The organism is Cupriavidus sp. GW821-FHT07C08, assembly GCF_059419025.1.
Genome location: NZ_JBWKQZ010000042.1, coordinates 1 through 17202, shown reverse-complemented (window position 1 = coordinate 17202; position 17202 = coordinate 1). Strand labels below are relative to the sequence as shown.

Sequence of the window (17202 nt, the reverse complement as noted above, 5' to 3'; positions counted from 1 at the left end):
GGCTGGTTGGGGTGAAGCATCAGGCATGTCCGTGGCCGGATAGTTCCGATGACCGGGGGCGGGGGGCGCATGGGGCTTGCGGTGATCGCCCTCGCTGCGCCGCAGGCGCTGTCCGGGAGTCCGGAAAACCCCCTAGCTTCTGCTAAAATTGCGGTTTTCCTGCCGTCAGGCTCACGCCCGAATCCGCCAGAATGTCCGCCCTTGCCCATCCCGCCACAAGTCCTTTTGCTTCCCAGCCCGCCAAGCTGATGGCCGACGCCATCCGCGTGCTTGCCATGGACGCTGTCCAGCAGGCCAATTCCGGCCACCCCGGTGCGCCGATGGGCATGGCAGACATCGCCGTGGCGCTGTGGGGCCGGCACCTGAAGCACAACCCGAGCAACCCCCAGTGGGCCGACCGTGACCGCTTCGTGCTGTCCAACGGCCATGGCTCGATGCTGATCTATTCGCTCTTGCACCTGACCGGCTATGAGCTGCCTGTGGAAGAGCTGAAGAATTTCCGCCAGCTGCACAGCAAGACCGCCGGCCACCCGGAATACGGCATCACCCCGGGCGTGGAAACCACCACCGGCCCGCTCGGCCAGGGCATCACCAATGCCGTCGGCATGGCGCTGGCCGAACGCCTGCTGGGCGAAGAATTCAACCGCCCCGGCTTCGACATCGTCAACCACCATACCTATGTCTTCCTCGGCGACGGTTGCCTGATGGAAGGCATCTCGCACGAAGCGAGCTCGCTGGCCGGCACGCTGAAGCTTAATAAGCTCATTGCGCTGTGGGACGACAATGGCATCTCGATCGACGGCGACGTGGTGCACTGGTTCAACGACGATACCCCGAAGCGTTTCGAAGCCTATGGCTGGAACGTGATCCGCGGCATCGACGGCCATGACGTGACCGCCGTCGACATGGCGATCTCGCAGGCCAAGGCCAGCGACAAGCCGACCCTGATCTGCTGCCGCACCAAGATCGGCAAGGGCGCGCCCAACAAGGAAGGCGGCCACGACGTGCACGGCGCCCCGCTGGGCGGCGCCGAAGTGCTGGCCACGCGCGAGGCGCTGGGCTGGGCCCACGCCCCGTTCGAAGTGCCGCCCGAGGTCTACGACGCCTGGGATGCCAAGGCCAATGGCCAGGCGCTGGAGCGTGCCTGGAACGCGCTGTTCGATGCCTACGCCGAGCGCCACCCGTATGAGGCCGGCGAGTTCCGCCGCCGCATGAAGGGCGAGCTGCCGGGTTCGTTCGACGCCGCCGTCGAAGCATTCATCGCCAAGTGCGAGGAAAAGGCCGAGACCATCGCCACCCGCAAGGCCAGCCAGAACACCATCGAGGCCTTCGGCCCGGTGCTGCCCGAGTTCCTCGGCGGATCGGCCGACCTGACCGGCTCGAACCTGACCAACTGGTCGGGCAGCCAGGCCGTGCGCGTGGATGCCTGGGGCAACCACATCAACTACGGCGTGCGCGAGTTCGGCATGAGCGCCATCATGAACGGCATCACGCTGCATGGTGGCTACATTCCCTACGGCGCCACCTTCCTGACCTTCTCGGACTACAGCCGCAACGCGCTGCGCATGGCGGCGCTGATGAAGATCCGCTCGCTGTTCGTGTTCACCCATGACTCGATCGGCCTGGGCGAAGACGGCCCGACCCACCAGTCGATCGAGCACGTCGCCAGCCTGCGCCTGATCCCGAACATGGACGTCTGGCGCACCGCCGACACCACCGAGACCGCTGTGGCCTGGGCCGAGTCGATCCGCCGCGAGAACGGGCCGAGCTGCCTGATCTTCAGCCGCCAGAACCTGCCGTTCCAGCGCCGCGAAGAAGCCACCCGTGCCAACATCGCGCGCGGCGGCTACGTGCTGCGCGACAGCGTCAACCCCAAGACCAGGCGTCCGGACGCCGTGATCCTGGCCACCGGCTCCGAAGTGGGCCTGGCCGTCGGCGCCGCTGACGCACTGGCTACCGAAGGCGTGCATGTGCGCGTGGTCTCGGTGCCGGCCACCACCGTGTTCGACAAGCAGGACAGCGCCTACAAGGCCAGCGTGCTGCCGGCCGGCGTGCCGCGCGTGGCGGTCGAGGCGGGCGTGACGGACTTCTGGTGGAAGTACCAGGTCCAGGCGGTGGTGGGCATCGACACCTTCGGTGAATCGGCCCCGGCCGGCGTGCTGTTCAAGCACTTCGGCTTTACCGTCGACAACGTGGTCCGCACGGTGAAGGACACCCTTATCTAAGCATCCGGGCGCTGGAGCCGCGTGGTGCGCCGCGCGGCAGCAGCGGCGCCCACAGGTTTCAATCGATCCTCAGGAGAGACAGTCATGACCATCAAGATCGGCATCAACGGCTTCGGCCGCATCGGACGCATGGTGTTCCGCGCCGCAGTCGCCAACTTCAAGGACATCGAAGTCGTTGGCATCAACGACCTGCTGGAGCCCGACTACCTGGCGTACATGCTGAAGTACGACTCGGTGCATGGCCGCTTCGACGGCGAAGTGTCGGTCGACGGCAACACCCTGGTCGTCAACGGCAAGAAGATCCGCCTGACCGCGGTCAAGGATCCGGCCGAGCTGAAGTGGGGCGAGATCGGCGCCGACGTGGTGGTCGAGTCGACCGGCATCTTCCTGACCAAGGAGGGCGCGCAGAAGCACCTCGACGCGGGTGCCAAGAAGGTGATCATGTCGGCCCCGTCCAAGGACGACACCCCGATGTTCGTGTACGGCGTGAACCACGAGTCGTACAAGGGCGAGGCGATCATCTCCAACGCCAGCTGCACCACCAACTGCCTGGCACCGGTGGCCAAGGTGCTGAACGACAAGTGGGGCATCAAGCGCGGCCTGATGACCACCGTGCACGCTGCCACCGCCACCCAGAAGACCGTTGACGGCCCGTCCAACAAGGACTGGCGCGGCGGCCGCGGCATCCTGGAGAACATCATCCCGTCGTCGACCGGCGCTGCCAAGGCCGTGGGCGTGGTGATTCCGCAGCTGAACAAGAAGCTGACCGGCATGTCGTTCCGCGTGCCGACCTCGGACGTGTCCGTGGTTGACCTGACCGTCGAGCTGGAAAAGTCGGCGACGTACGAAGAAATCTGCGCCGAGATGAAGGCCCAGAGCCAGGGCGCGCTCAAGGGCGTGCTGGGCTACACCGAAGACAAGGTCGTCGCCACCGACTTCCGCGGCGATGCCCGCACCTCGATCTTCGACGCTGAAGCCGGCATCGCGCTGGACGGCACCTTCATCAAGGTCGTGAGCTGGTACGACAACGAGTGGGGCTACTCGAACAAGGTGCTGGAAATGGTCCGCGTCGCGGCCAAGTAATCCGGCAGCTTCCGCGGTCAAGAAAAACGCGCCTTCGGGCGCGTTTTTCATTTTCCGGCGCAGTGATTTCAGCCAGCCGGGCGGGGCGTCAGCGGGCGCGCGTCGACTGCGTCGCCGTCCACCAGGAAATGGCCGCCAGCCACATGGTGGATGGTGCGCAGCGCATCATGGCCGTCGAAATGCCAGCGCCCGTTGCTGAACACGCGCGCGTCGGCGTGCGCGGCCACGACTTCGCCAAGGAACAGGTCGTAGGTCTGCTGCGTGGCCGGCTCCGGCAGCAGCCGGCATTCGAGCCAGGCCGCGCAGCCCTCCAGCAGCGGCGCGCCGACCGCCGTGCCGGCAAAGGTGCCCAGGCCGTAGGCGTCGAACTTGTCGGTGCCTTCCTGCTCCATCAGCGCCAGGCCTGAGCTGGAGCCCAGCGCTTCGGTCAGGTCGACCTGGCTGACGGTGGGGACCTGCAGCACGAACTCGCCGCTGTCTTCCAGCAGGCGCCGGGTCCAGGTGCTCTTGTCCAGCACCACTGCCACCTTGGGCGGGGAAAAATCCAGCGGCATGGCCCAGGCGGCGGCCATGATATTGCGCTTGCCGGCGGCGGCGGCGCTGACCAGCACGGTGGGGCCGTGGTTCAACAAGCGGTAGGCTTTCGGGAGCGGTACGGGAAGGCGGAAATGTTCAGGCATGATGGCCGGGATCGAGCCGTCGGAAAAGAATGATAAAAATGGAAACGGCGGACCCACTATACGCCGAGGCACTGGTGGATGCTGCGGCGCGGGAAATGTCCACAAATGCGGTCATTAGTGGAAAAAACGCGCAATTTTTCAGAATTATGTCGTAGACGACCAATTTAGAAATGCCGAATTTGCTTTCCGAGCTTGTTTTTTCCTCTTACACTATTAAGACGCCGTTGAAATCTGATGTGCAGCCAGTGCAAGTGGTGGGGCCATCTAGCTAAGAATAATCTGACCGAGGCCTGATCATGGTGAACGTAGACACGAAGCTTTTAGTGATCTTCACCGAACTACTGAGCAAGCGAAACGCCACTTATGTCGCGGAAAAGATGCATATGACCGCTCCGGCCGTATCGCACTCGCTGGGCAGGCTGCGTGAAATCTTTGACGATCCACTCTTCATCCGCGTCCCGCATGGCCTGACGCCAACGCCGCGTGCGCTGGAACTGGGCCCGAAGATCCGCGACATGCTGGACTTGTGGTCGTCGATCAATGAGGGCGATGCCGACAATTTCGATCCGGCCATTGCCACCGGCACGCTGAGCATCGGCTTTGCCGCCGAGCTGGGCGACACGGTATTCAACCGTTTTGTGCTGCGTATCAAGCAGCTGGCGCCGGACCTGCATATCAAGCTGGTCGAATCCCATTCGTGGGAAACGGACGTCGCCTCGATGCGCGCCAACGAGCTTGACCTGGCCTTTTCCCCGTTCCCGACCCGCCACCCGGAAATCGTCGAGGAGATGGTGACGTCGCTGAACCTGTGGGTTTGCGCGCGCAAGAACCATCCGGTGCTCAAGAACCACTGCTCGCTTGAGCAATACCTGGATTGCGGCCATATCTTCATGGCGCATTCCGGCGGCTCCGGCCGCCCGGCGCCGTCGCTGATCCCGCTCGACTACGCGCTGCAGCAGCGCGGGCTCAAGCGCAATGCGACGCTGACGGTACATTCATGGCGTGCCCAGGCCGAACTGGCCTCGCAGACCGACATGATCTTCACCGTCAATGCGCTGACCAAGGACATGGCCTGCGAGACCTATGGCCTGAAGGCGTTCCCGCTGCCGGCGGAACTGAACACCACGCTCGGCCTGAACATGTTCTGGCACCGCAGCCGCAACACCCATCCGATGCTGGTGTGGGCGCGCAGCCTGTTCCGCCAGGTGGTGGGCGAGTTCGTCGGCCTGCCGCCGGCACGCCCGGCACGGGTGGTGACCGAACAGGACCTGCAAGACCTGCAGGCGCCCTGAGCAGCAGCATCCTGCGGCGAGCAGCCCAAACAAAAAACCGGCGCCAGGCGCCGGTTTTTTGTTGCCCGTCTGCGCTCCGCTGCGGAGCGTGCAGGCTTATCGTTTGGGTCTGTGGGGACAGTCTGTTTTGGTGCAATTGCCGTACAGCGACAGTGCATGTTCCTGCAGCGTAAAGCCGCGCTCGCGCGCGATGCTTTGCTGGCGGTGCTCGATTTCAGAGTCGAAGAACTCCTCGACGCGGCCGCAGTCGAGGCACACCAGGTGATCATGGTGCTTGCCTTCGTTGAGTTCGAAAATCGCCTTGCCGGATTCAAAGTTGTTGCGCGAGAGCAGGCCTGCCTGCTCGAACTGGGTCAGCACGCGGTAGACGGTGGCCAGGCCGATATCCATATGCTCGTTCAGCAGGATACGGTAGACGTCTTCTGCGCTCAGGTGCCGCTGTTCACTGGTCTGAAAAATTTCAAGAATCTTCAGCCTGGGCACGGTCGCCTTCAGGCCGATGTTCTTGAGGTCCGCCGGACTCGGCATGTGGGTGACTCCCTAGAGTACAATGACTGGATAGTTGAATCATAAGGGTTTTGGCAGCAAAAGTCGCTCGCGGTAGTGATGTCCCAAGTCGGCATCACGCGCCCGGCACCGTTGCCGTCCCATGTGATTGTCGCGGCAGGCGCAACAGGCGTGTGTGGTGCAATCGGCGCATTTTGCGCCGTTTTTGTGCCCGCCTTGCGGTACCTTGCCGCGGTACTTTTCTTTCCCTCCCGGAAGCGAGATACATGCGTTCTATCCGTTCGTCCGCCATGCGCCCGACGCTGGTTGTCTCCCTGCTGGCCGCGGCCCTGCTGGCCGGCGCCTGCTCAGCCTACGATTCCACCTCGCGCAAGGTAGCCAACGCCATTACGCCGTACCGGATCAACATCGTGCAGGGCAATTTCGTCTCGCGCGAGGCCGTGTCGCAACTGCGCGAAGGCATGACGCGCGACCAGGTCAAGTTCCTGCTCGGCACGCCGCTGCTGAATGACGTGTTCCACGCCGACCGCTGGGACTACGTGTTCTCGTTCCGCCGCGGCAATACCCCGGTGGTGCAGCAGCGCCGCTATACGGTGTTTTTCGAAGGCGACCGGCTGGTCAAATTCAGCGGCGATGAACTGCCGTCCGAGTATGAGCTGATTGCCGAGATCGACGGCATGAAAAAGGCACTGAAGGACCAGACGCCGGGCAAGATCTCCACTGGCGCGGCAGCCACCGCGGCCGCACCGGCCGAACCGCAGACCACGGTGGAAAACTTTGTGCCGCGGCAGGCACAGCAGCCGGAAGCGGCACCCGCCGCTGCGGCATCGCCGGCCGCTCCCGCCGAGGCAGCGGCGCCGGCCGCGGCCCCCAAGCCGGCCGCCAACTGATCCGCCACACGGCGCGCCGGCGGCGGCGCGCCCCCAGTTTTCCGGGCCGGCCAGGCATGGCCGGCTCGATCACTTTCCGCGCATTGCGCATATTCCGCTGAGCCAGACACCATGAACATCGCCATTGCAGGCGCATCGGGCCGCATGGGCCGCATGCTGATCGAACACGTGCTGAACACCGAGGGCGTGACCCTGGCGGGCGCGCTCGACGTGCCGGGCTCGCCGGCGCTGGGCCAGGACGCCGGCCTGCTGCTGGGCCGCCAGACCGGCGTGGCGATCAGTGCCGATGTGGAAGCGGTGCTGGCCGGCGCGGACTGCCTGATCGACTTCACCCGCCCCGAAGGCACGCTGGCCCACGTGGCCGCGGCGAAGAAACTCGGCGTGAAGATGGTGATCGGCACCACCGGCTTCGACGAGGCCGGCAAGGCCGCGCTGGCCGAGGCCGCCGGGTCGATCGGCATCGTCTTTGCCGCCAACTTCAGCGTCGGCGTCAACGCCACCTTCAAGCTGCTGGAAGTGGCCGCCAGGCTGCTGTCGACCGGCTATGACATCGAAGTGATCGAGGCGCACCACCGCTTCAAGGTCGATGCCCCCTCGGGCACCGCGCTGAAGATGGGTGAAGTGATTGCCGATGCGCTTGGCCGTGACCTCAAGACCTGCGCCGTCTATGCCCGCGAAGGCCACACCGGCGAGCGGGATCCCAACTCGATCGGCTTTGCCACCGTGCGCGGCGGCGATATCGTCGGCGACCACACCGTGATGTTCGCCGGCATCGGCGAGCGCATCGAGATCAGCCACAAGTCGTCCAGCCGCCAGTCGTATGCCAACGGTGCCGTGCGCGCTGCCCGTTTCCTGGCCGACAAGCCCAACGGCCTGTTCGATATGCAGGACGTGCTGGGCCTGAAGTAAGGCGCAGCGGGGCGCGCAGGGCCGAAACTGGCCTGCCGCCACGGTTATAATCGTCTTCTTTCGCATTGCACGCCCGGCGGGCGCCGCGCAAGCGGCGCGCCCGCTGCTCTCATTCCAACGATTCCCCCGGATGCCGGCAGGCCAGTTGCCGCGCAAACGTTGTCCTGACTGCTGTCCCGACCATGCAAGACAAATACCTTCCTTCCGCCGTTGAACAAGCCGCCCAGCAGCACTGGCAAGCCATCGACGCCTATCGCGTGTCGGAGCATGCGGCCGGGGCCGACGGCAAGGAAAAGCCCAAGTTCTACGCCTGCTCGATGCTGCCATATCCGTCGGGCAAGCTGCACATGGGCCACGTGCGCAACTACACCATCAACGACGTGATGGCGCGCTACCTGCGCATGAACGGCAACAACGTGCTGATGCCGATGGGCTGGGACGCCTTCGGCATGCCGGCCGAGAATGCCGCGCTGAACAACGGTGTGGCGCCGGCGGCCTGGACCTACGACAACATCGCTTACATGAAGAAGCAGATGCAGTCGATGGGCCTGGCGATCGACTGGTCGCGCGAAGTCGCCACCTGCAGCCCGGACTACTACCGCTGGAACCAGTGGCTGTTCCTGAAGATGCTGGAAAAGGGCATCGCCTACCGCAAGACCGGCACCGTCAACTGGGACCCGGTCGACCAGACCGTGCTGGCCAACGAGCAGGTCATCGACGGCCGCGGCTGGCGTTCGGGCGCGGTGGTGGAAAAGCGCGAAATCCCGATGTACTACCTGCGCATCACCGAGTATGCGGAGGAACTGCTGGGCGACCTGGACCAGCTGGGCTGGCCCGAGCGCGTCAAGGTGATGCAGCAGAACTGGATCGGCAAGAGCGTGGGCGTGCGCTTTGCATTCCCGCACGACATCCCGGGCGAGGACGGCAAGCCGATCAACGACGGCAAGCTGTACGTGTTCACCACGCGCGCCGACACCATCATGGGCGTGACCTTCTGCGCGGTCGCCGCCGAGCACCCGCTGGCCACGCACGCCGCGCTGAACAACCCCGAACTGGCTGCCTTCATCGACGAATGCAAGCACGGCTCGGTCATGGAAGCCGACATGGCGACCATGGAGAAGAAGGGCATGCCGACCGGCCTGCAGGTGGTGCACCCGCTGACCGGCGAGAAGGTCGACGTGTGGGTCGGCAACTACGTGCTGATGAGCTACGGCGACGGCGCCGTGATGGGCGTGCCCGCGCACGACGAGCGCGACTTCGCCTTCGCGCTCAAGTACAAGCTGCCGATCAAGCCCGTCATCGACGTGAAGGGCCAGCCGTACTCAACCGAGGCCTGGCAGGAGTGGTACGGCGACAAGGAAAACGGCACTTGCATCCACAGCGGCAAGTATGACGGCCTCGGCTACCAGGCCGCGGTCGAAGCCATTGCCGCCGACCTGGGCGCCAAGGGCATCGGCGAGAAGAAGGTGACCTGGCGCCTGCGCGACTGGGGCATCTCGCGCCAGCGCTACTGGGGCACGCCGATCCCGCTGATCCACTGCGACAGCTGCGGCGTGGTGCCGGTCCCTGAGAAAGACCTGCCGGTGGTGCTGCCCGAAGACCTGGTGCCGGACGGCACCGGCAACCCGCTGGCCAAGGATGCGCGCTTCCTGCAGTGCACCTGCCCGTCGTGCGGCAAGCCGGCGCGCCGCGAGACCGACACGATGGATACCTTCATCGACTCGTGCTGGTACTACATGCGCTATACCTGCCCGGACGCGGCCACCATGGTCGATGCGCGCAACGATTACTGGATGCCGATGGACCAGTACATCGGCGGCATCGAGCACGCGATCCTGCACCTGCTGTACGCACGCTTCTGGACCAAGGTCATGCGCGACCTGGGCCTGGTCAGGTTCGACGAGCCCTTCACCAACCTGCTGACGCAGGGCATGGTGCTCAACGAGACCTACTACCGCGAAGACGCCTCGGGCAAGAAGCACTGGTACAACCCGGCCGAGGTCGACCTGCGCACCGATGAGCGCGGCCGCCCGGTGGGCGCCACGCTGATCGCCGACGGCCAGCCGGTGGTGATCGGCGGCGTCGAGAAGATGTCGAAGTCCAAGAACAACGGCATCGACCCGCAGGCGCTGATCGACCAGTACGGCGCCGACACCGCGCGCCTCTTTGTGATGTTCGCCGCGCCGCCGGAGCAGCAGCTGGAGTGGAGCGGCTCGGGCGTGGAGGGCGCCTCGCGCTTCCTGCGCCGCGTGTGGAACTACGGCTATGCCAACGCCGCGGCCATTCGTGACGGCGCCGGCGGCACGCCGACTGCCGATGACGCCGACCTGCGCCGCGAGATCCACGGCGTGCTCAAGCAGGCCAACTACGACTACCAGCGCATCCAGTACAACACCGTGGTGTCCGCCACGATGAAGATGCTGAACGCGCTGGACGACGCCAAGACCGCTTCGCCGGCCGCGCGCCGCGAGTGCTTCGGCATCCTGCTGCGCGTGCTGTACCCGGTGGTGCCGCACGTCACCCACGGCCTGTGGGACCAGCTGGGCTACGCCGCCGAAGCCGGCGACCTGCTCGACGCCCCGTGGCCGCAGGTCGATGAAGCCGCGCTGGTGCGCAGCGAGATCGAACTGGTGCTGCAGATCAACGGCAAGGTGCGCGGCAGCATCACCGTGCCCGCCGACGCTGACCGCGCCGCCATCGAGGCAACCGCCGCCGCCAGCGAGACCGTGGCCAAGTTCGCCGAGGGCAAGGCGCCGAAGAAGATCGTGGTGGTGCCCGGCCGCCTGGTCAACGTGGTGTTGTAAGCTGGCCCCGGAACCTGACAAGGAATCGCCAAGAATGAAGCGACTGAACATGGGGCGCCGCAAGGTGCTCGCGGCAATGCTGGCAGTGCCGGCAACGGGCCTGCTGGCCGGCTGCGGCTTCCACATGCGCGGCAACTCGGATTTCGCCTTCAAGCGGCTCTATATCGGGATTCCGGCCAATTCGCTGATGGGCGCGGACCTGCGCCGCGCCATCCACGGCGGCTCCGACACCCAGGTGGTGGTCGACCAGAAGGAGGCCGACGCGCTGCTGGACGTGCTGCAGGACACCCGCACCAAGTCGATCCTGTCGATCACCACCACCGGCGTGGTGCGCGAATACCGCCTGACGCAGCGCTTCACCTTCCGCCTGCGCGACGCCGCCGGCAAGGAACTGATCCCGCCGTCGCAGCTGGTGCTGACGCGCGACCTGACCTACAACGAAGCCAACACGCTGGCCAAGGACTACGAAGAGCAGCAGCTGTACCGCGACATGCAGCGCGATATCGTGCAGCAGCTGATGCGCCGGCTGGCCGCCGTCAAGGCCATCTGATCACGGCATGCAGCTCAAGCTCGACGGGCTCGACGCACACCTGCGGCAGGCGAAGGCCAAGGGCCTGGCGCCGCTGTACGTGGTGCATGGCGACGAACACCTGCTGGTGCTGGAGGCCGTCGACCGCCTGCGCGCCGCGGCGCGCGAAGCCGGCTTCTCCGAGCGCGACGTGCTGGTGGCCGAGCGCGGCTTCCACTGGGGCCAGCTGGTCGAGGCGCAGCAGTCGATGTCGCTATTCGGCGACCGCAAGATCGTTGAACTCCGCATTCCGTCGGGCAAGCCCGGCAAGGACGGCGGCGAGGCGCTGCGCGCCGTGGCCGCCCAGCCGTCGCCCGACGTGGTGCTGCTGGTGACGCTGCCGCGGCTGGATTTTGCCGCGTCCAAGTCGGCCTGGTTCCAGGCGCTGGAAAGCGCCGGCGTGTCGATCAAGGTCGACTCCGTGGACCGCACCCGGCTGCCGGCCTGGGTCGGCGAGCGGCTGTCGCTGCAGCAGCAGCGCGTCGAGGGCGGCGAGCCTGGCCGGCGTGCGCTGCAGTTCATCGCCGACAAGGTCGAGGGCAACCTGCTGGCGGCGCACCAGGAAATCCAGAAGCTGGGGCTGCTGTACCCGCCCGGCGAACTCACCTTCGACCAGGTGCACGATGCGGTGCTGAATGTGGCCCGCTACGACGTGTTCAAGCTGTCTGAATCGATGCTCTCTGGCGACGTGCCGCGGCTGGTGCGCATGCTCGAAGGGCTGCGCGGCGAGGGCGAGGCCACGGTGCTGGTGCTGTGGGCGCTGACCGAGGAAATTCGCGTATTATCCAAGGTCCGGCAAGGGCTGGCGGCCGGCAAGCCGGCGGGCGTGCTGATGCGCGAGCTGCGCGTCTGGGGCCCGCGCGAGCGGCTGGTGCCGCAGGCTGCGCAGCGCCTGGCGCTGCCAAGGCTGGAAGCGGCGCTGGCGCTGGCGGCGCGGCTGGACCGCCAGGTCAAGGGCCTGTCGGACCTGCCGCCACCGGGCGGCAGCCCGCTGCCGGCGGAACCATGGGACGGGCTGCAGCAGCTTGCCCTGATGATCGCGCGCTGAACGCGCAACTCCACAGGTTTGCTCCCCCCGCCGCGTGCGGCGGGGGGACGGAAAACACACTGACGGCCACCACCCCAGGGCCACTGACATGAACGAGCTCGACCTCAACCAATACATGGACCGCGTCGGCCGCCAGGCCCGCGCCGCGTCGCGCGCCATGGCGCGTGCCTCCACGGCCGACAAGAACCGTGCGCTGCTGACCATCGCCGCTGCCATCCGCCGCGATGCCGACAAGCTCAAGGCGGTCAACGCGCGTGACGTTGAACGCGCCCGCGCCAACGGCCAGGACGCCGCCTTTATCGACCGCCTGACGCTGTCGGACAAGGCCATCGCCACCATGGCCGCGGGCCTGGAGCAGATCGCCGCGCTGGCCGACCCGATCGGCGAGATCTCGAACATGAAGTTCCGCCCGACCGGCATCCAGGTCGGCCAGATGCGCGTGCCGCTGGGCGTGATCGGCATCATCTACGAGTCGCGCCCGAACGTGACCATCGACGCCGCGGCGCTGTGCCTGAAGTCGGGCAACGCCACCATCCTGCGCGGCGGCTCCGAGGCGATCGAATCCAACACCGCGCTGGCGGCGCTGGTGGCCGAGGGCCTGTCCGCGGCCGGGCTGCCGTCCGAGGCGGTGCAGGTGATCGAGACTACTGACCGCGCTGCCGTGGGCCGGCTGATCACCATGACCGAATACGTCGACGTGATCGTGCCGCGCGGCGGCAAGAGCCTGATCGCGCGGCTGATGGAAGAAGCGCGCGTGCCGATGATCAAGCACCTGGACGGCATCTGCCACGTCTATATCGACGCCGCTGCCGACCTGGACAAGGCCGTGCGCGTCTGCGACAACGCCAAGACCCAGCGCTATGCGCCGTGCAACACCATGGAGACGCTGCTGGTGTCGCAGGACATCGCCGCCGCCGCGCTGCCGCCGCTGTGCCGCATCTACCAGGAGAAGGGCGTCGAGCTGCGCGTGTGCCCGGCCACCCGCGCCACGCTGGAAGCGGCGGGCTTCACCGGCCTGGTCGATGCCGCGGAGGAAGACTGGCGCCTGGAATACCTGGCCCCGATCCTCGCCATCAAGACCGTGGCCGGACTGGACGAGGCCGTCGCCCATATCAACGAATACGGCTCGCACCATACCGATTCGATCATCACCGAGAACTACTCGGCGGGCATGCGCTTTATCCGCGAGGTCGATTCGGCCAGCGTGATGATCAATGCTTCGACGCGCTTTGCCGATGGCTTCGAGTACGGCCTGGGCGCGGAAATCGGCATCTCCAACGACAAGCTGCATGCACGCGGCCCGGTCGGGCTCGAAGGGCTGACGTCGCTGAAGTACGTGGTATTCGGGCACGGCGAGATCCGCACCTGACGCTCGCGCGCCAACAACAATAACAATCGTTCTCGAACGTCTCTCTGCCGATGCTCTGGGTCAAAGCGCTGCATATCGTCTTCGTGGTCTCGTGGTTCGCCGGCCTGTTCTACCTGCCGCGCATCTTCGTCAACCTGGCCATGGAAACCGACGCCGCCAGCACGCAGCGCCTGTTGCTGATGGCGCGCAAGCTGTTCCGCTTCATGACCATGCTGGCGGTGCCGGCGGTGGTGTTCGGGCTGTGGCTGTACCTGGGCTACGGCATCGGCCGCGGCGCGGGGCAGGGCTGGATGCACGCCAAGCTGGCGCTGGTGCTGGTGCTGATCGGCTACCACCACGGCTGCGGCGTGCTGCTGCGCAAGTTCGAGGCGGGGCGCAATACGCGCTCGCACAAGTTTTATCGCTGGTTCAATGAGCTGCCGGTGCTGGTGCTGCTGGCGGTGGTGATCCTGGTGGTCGTCAAGCCGTTCTGAGCCTGGCGCCCGGTCTGTTGTTGCCAATCCTGTTGCGGAACCGAAATGAGCAAGCTGGTTGACTATTACCTGACGCCGCAGTCGCCGTTCGTCTACCTGGGCCATGCGCGCTTTGCCGCCATCGCCGAACGCCATGGGGCGCAGGTGAACCTGAAGCCGTGCGACCTGGGCAAGGTGTTTTCCGTCTCGGGCGGGCTGCCGCTGTCGCAGCGCCCGCCCCAGCGCCAGGCCTACCGCCTGGTGGAGCTGGCGCGCTGGAGCGAATTCCTGGACCTGCCGCTGCATCTGCAGCCGACGTTCTTCCCGGTATCGGGCGACGCGGCCAGCAAGCTGATCATCGCCGCGCAGCTGGCGCACGGCACAGCCCGCGCAATGCAGCTGACCGGCGCCATTGGCGCGGCAGTGTGGGCGCAGCAGCGCAATATTGCCGATGCCGCCACGCTGGCGCAGATCGCCGACGAGGCCGGCCTGGACGGCGCCAGCCTGCTCAAGGCCAGCGAGGCCCAGTCGGTGCAGGCGGCCTATGCGCAGAACACGCAGGACGCGATTTCGGCCGGCGTGTTCGGCGCGCCGTGGTACGTCCATGACGGCCAGCCCTTCTGGGGCCAGGACCGGCTGGATTTCCTCGACCGCGCCCTGGCGGCGGCTTGAGCTAAGCTTCGGATAGATCCCCGTCCGCTACGGCGGACGTTTTTGTTTGCAGGATACCCAACACATGACCCAAGCCTTCTTTGCCCCTTGCCCGCGCGGCCTGGAGAGCGCGCTCGCCGAAGAACTGCGCGAGATCGCCGCGATGCCGGGCATGGCCGCGCTGGCGCCGTTCACGGTGCACCAGGAAGTGCCGGGCGGCGTCAATTTCTCGGGCGAGATGGCCGCCGCCTATGCGGTCAACCTGCATTCGCGCATTGCCAGCCGGGTGCTGATGCGCGTGGCCGCGCGCGGCTACCGGCATGAGGACGACATTTATACGCTGGCGCGCGGCGTGCGCTGGGAGCAGTGGTTTTCGCCCGATGAATCGCTGCGTGTGGACATCACGTCGCACAAGTCGCCGCTGCGCAGCCTGAATTTCACCGCGCTGCGCGTCAAGGACGGGGTCTGCGACGCCCTGCGCGAGCGCGTGGGCGCGCGCCCCAGCGTCGATACCGCCAGCCCGGATGTGCGCATCTATGCCCATCTGACCGAGCATGACTGCACGCTGTATCTCGACACCACCGGCGAGCCGCTGTTCAAGCGCGGCTGGCGCACCGAGAAGGGCGAGGCGCCGCTGAAGGAAAACCTGGCCGCTGGCATCCTGCGCCTGGCGGGCTGGGTGCCGGGCCAGACCTTCCGGCCTTTCTACGACCCGATGTGCGGCAGCGGCACCTTCCTGATCGAGGCCGCGCAGGTGGCGCTTGGCATCGCGCCGGGCGGCAGCCGCAGCTTTGCCTTCGAATGGCTCAAGGGCATGGATACCAAGGCCTGGCAGAAGCTGAAGTCGGACGCGCAGCGCGCCCGCATGCTGGCCTCGGCCGATGAACTCCAGGTGGTGGGTTCGGACATCTCCACCGACATGCTGGCCATCACGCGCGCCAACTGGGAGCGTGCCGGCCTACCGGGCGAGGCGCGCACCAAGCAGGTGGACGCGCGCTTCGTGCAGCCGCCTTTTGAAGAGCCGGGTTTGCTGTTGATGAATCCCCCGTACGGCGAGCGGATCGCGGTGCGCGGCCAGCGCCGCCTGCCAGAGGAAGAGATGCCGCGCGACGAGGTGGAGGAGGCCGCCGCCAACCAGTTCGCCAGTGCCTTTGCCACCACGCTCAAGCAGCATTTCGCGGGCTGGCAGGCGTGGGTGTTTACCGGCGACATGGGTTTCCCGCGCCGGCTGCGGCTCAAGGAGTCGCGCCGCACGCCGCTCTACAACGGCAATATCGAATGCCGGCTGTTCCGCTTCGACATGGTGCGCGGCGCCAACCGGGTGCCGCAGGCGGACTGACGGCGCCCGCGGCGCCGGGCGGCGGGGTCAGGGGCGCTTGCGCCCCGTCAGTGCATCCGGATTGCGGCTGAAGTCCGCCAGGAAGCTCTGCAGGCTGACCACCGGCTCCTGCAGCAGGTGGCGCGGCAGGTCGAACAGCGCATAGATGAATTCTTCATTGCCTTCGCAGCGCTCTGCTGGCAGGCAGTATTGTTCCCAGTCCACGCACGCTGGCGTGTACATGCCGTTGCCGGGCCAGAAGAACGGCACCAGCCGGCCTTCGCGCAGGCCTTCGATCAGTGCCGCGGGGGCGTCGTAGGCTTCGGCCGACTCCACCTGGCTCATCAGCCCGGCGCGGGTCTCGATCACCATCAGCGTGGCGTGGCCCTGCGCGGTCAGCAGCAGGATGCCGGCCGGGTTGGGGTACAGGTAGTACTCGACAAAGCCATAGCGCGCGATCAGCTGGCGCACGCGCTCGGTGATGGCCGGATCGGACAGGAACGAGAACGAATGCCGCGTCAGCAGCTCGCGCAGCGTGCGCGACAGCGTGGCGAAGTACGCCTGCTGCATGGCCTCGATTTCCTGGTCCAGCCGCTCGACCATATTGCTCTCATGCTTCTTCACGTAGCGGTCGATCAGCCCGTGGTTGAAGCCTTGCACGGCGATGCTCTCGTCGGCGGTGCCGGTCAGCAGGATGGTCTTGCAGGGCAGGTCCTGCAGTGCCTGGCAGAATTCCAGCCCGTCCATCTGCGGCATCGAATAGTCGACCACCACCACGCCCGGCTGGAGGAAGCGCTTGAAGTCGTGGATCTGGCGGTAGATGCGGTCGATGTCGAGCTGCACGGTGCGCCGCTCGGTCAGGAAGGTCAGGTCGTCGTGCGTCACACGCACCGGCAGGAAGCCCGGGAAGCGGGTGGCATAGGCCTCGCGGATCCATTGCAGCGCTTCACGCGGATCGGTGAAGGTGATCACAGCGCGCGAGGCATCCATCTGGAACGCCAGGCTGTCGATGAACGACTTGCTGTCATCGACCAGGACGGTCAGGACCGGGTGATGGAAGACCGACAGGTTCCTGTCGTGCGGGTTGAAGGTCATGGAGCGGCGGGCAGGAGTTCGGCGCAGTGGTTAGGCACGGGCGTGGCGCAAGCGGCAAGCCGGTGTGCGCATTCGCAGGCCAGTATAGCGCGCCATGGCTGCCTTGCAAGGCAGGCCTTGCAGCCAGGGCCGGCGGCAGGAGGAGCCCGGCGGGGCGCCGGGCGGGAGAAGCGCCCGCGGCAGGGCCGGGATGGCCCGGGCCTGCGCGCGGCGCGCGGACGGCCTTAGTCGACCGCCTTGAACATGTCTTCGACCACCTTCTTGGCGTCGCCGAACACCATCATGGTCTTGTCCATGTAGAACAGCTCGTT

The 17202-nt window shown here is 66.2% G+C and carries 15 protein-coding genes; 12 read left to right on the top strand and 3 right to left on the bottom strand.

Features of this window, described 5'->3' with window-relative positions:
- The first annotated feature begins 191 nt into the window (after window positions 1-191).
- Together tkt and gap are read left to right on the top strand one after the other, a co-directional pair.
- Window positions 192-2225, top strand: a complete 2034-nt coding sequence (gene tkt / locus AC07UK_RS35280) for a transketolase (protein ID WP_436222623.1) — start codon at window positions 192-194, stop codon at window positions 2223-2225.
- Window positions 2226-2309: 84 nt separating this feature from the next.
- The gene (gene gap / locus AC07UK_RS35275) at window positions 2310-3308 is read left to right on the top strand and encodes a type I glyceraldehyde-3-phosphate dehydrogenase (protein ID WP_010813209.1); all 999 of its coding nucleotides are present in this window, start codon (window positions 2310-2312) and stop codon (window positions 3306-3308) included.
- 68 nt (window positions 3309-3376) lie between these two features.
- Here the strand turns inward: gap and AC07UK_RS35270 are convergent, their stop codons facing one another.
- The gene (locus AC07UK_RS35270; protein ID WP_436222622.1) at window positions 3377-3988 is read right to left on the bottom strand and encodes a flavin reductase family protein; all 612 of its coding nucleotides are present in this window, start codon (window positions 3986-3988) and stop codon (window positions 3377-3379) included.
- Between the two features lie 296 nt (window positions 3989-4284).
- Here AC07UK_RS35270 and AC07UK_RS35265 point away from each other — a divergent pair, with 296 nt between their 5' ends.
- Entirely contained in the window at window positions 4285-5280 is a 996-nt protein-coding gene (locus tag AC07UK_RS35265; RefSeq protein WP_436222621.1) for a LysR family transcriptional regulator, read from the top strand.
- 96 nt (window positions 5281-5376) lie between these two features.
- Here AC07UK_RS35265 and fur read toward each other — a convergent pair whose 3' ends face one another.
- Complete coding sequence (gene fur, locus AC07UK_RS35260) at window positions 5377-5808, bottom strand: ferric iron uptake transcriptional regulator (RefSeq protein WP_010813212.1); 432 nt, start codon at window positions 5806-5808, stop codon at window positions 5377-5379.
- Window positions 5809-6053: 245 nt separating this feature from the next.
- Here fur and AC07UK_RS35255 point away from each other — a divergent pair, with 245 nt between their 5' ends.
- From AC07UK_RS35255 to AC07UK_RS35215, 9 genes are all read left to right on the top strand, one after another.
- Window positions 6054-6677 (top strand): outer membrane protein assembly factor BamE, encoded by a 624-nt coding sequence (locus tag AC07UK_RS35255; protein ID WP_494687791.1) that lies wholly within the window; start codon window positions 6054-6056, stop codon window positions 6675-6677.
- A 111-nt stretch (window positions 6678-6788) separates the two neighbouring features.
- Window positions 6789-7586 carry a 4-hydroxy-tetrahydrodipicolinate reductase gene (gene dapB / locus AC07UK_RS35250; RefSeq protein WP_494687790.1) on the top strand — a complete coding sequence of 266 codons (798 nt, stop codon included), beginning with the start codon at window positions 6789-6791 and terminating at the stop codon, window positions 7584-7586.
- Between the two features lie 182 nt (window positions 7587-7768).
- On the top strand, window positions 7769-10390 hold the full coding sequence (gene leuS, locus AC07UK_RS35245; protein WP_494687789.1) for a leucine--tRNA ligase: 2622 nt from the start codon (window positions 7769-7771) through the stop codon (window positions 10388-10390).
- Window positions 10391-10424: 34 nt separating this feature from the next.
- Window positions 10425-10940, top strand: a complete 516-nt coding sequence (locus AC07UK_RS35240; protein ID WP_013957966.1) for an LPS-assembly lipoprotein LptE — start codon at window positions 10425-10427, stop codon at window positions 10938-10940.
- 7 nt (window positions 10941-10947) lie between these two features.
- Window positions 10948-12006, top strand: a complete 1059-nt coding sequence (gene holA, locus AC07UK_RS35235) for a DNA polymerase III subunit delta (RefSeq protein ID WP_436222617.1) — start codon at window positions 10948-10950, stop codon at window positions 12004-12006.
- Window positions 12007-12094: 88 nt separating this feature from the next.
- Window positions 12095-13375 carry a glutamate-5-semialdehyde dehydrogenase gene (locus tag AC07UK_RS35230; RefSeq protein ID WP_013957964.1) on the top strand — a complete coding sequence of 427 codons (1281 nt, stop codon included), beginning with the start codon at window positions 12095-12097 and terminating at the stop codon, window positions 13373-13375.
- 50 nt (window positions 13376-13425) lie between these two features.
- Window positions 13426-13848: a CopD family protein gene (locus AC07UK_RS35225; RefSeq protein ID WP_013957963.1), complete on the top strand. Its 423-nt coding sequence runs from the start codon at window positions 13426-13428 to the stop codon at window positions 13846-13848.
- 45 nt (window positions 13849-13893) lie between these two features.
- Window positions 13894-14499 carry a 2-hydroxychromene-2-carboxylate isomerase gene (locus tag AC07UK_RS35220; RefSeq protein ID WP_436222616.1) on the top strand — a complete coding sequence of 202 codons (606 nt, stop codon included), beginning with the start codon at window positions 13894-13896 and terminating at the stop codon, window positions 14497-14499.
- A gap of 64 nt (window positions 14500-14563) precedes the next feature.
- Entirely contained in the window at window positions 14564-15817 is a 1254-nt protein-coding gene (locus AC07UK_RS35215; protein WP_436222615.1) for a THUMP domain-containing class I SAM-dependent RNA methyltransferase, read from the top strand.
- 27 nt (window positions 15818-15844) lie between these two features.
- Here the strand turns inward: AC07UK_RS35215 and AC07UK_RS35210 are convergent, their stop codons facing one another.
- On the bottom strand, window positions 15845-16891 hold the full coding sequence (locus AC07UK_RS35210; RefSeq protein WP_114130958.1) for a response regulator: 1047 nt from the start codon (window positions 16889-16891) through the stop codon (window positions 15845-15847).
- Window positions 16892-17202 lie beyond the last annotated feature (311 nt).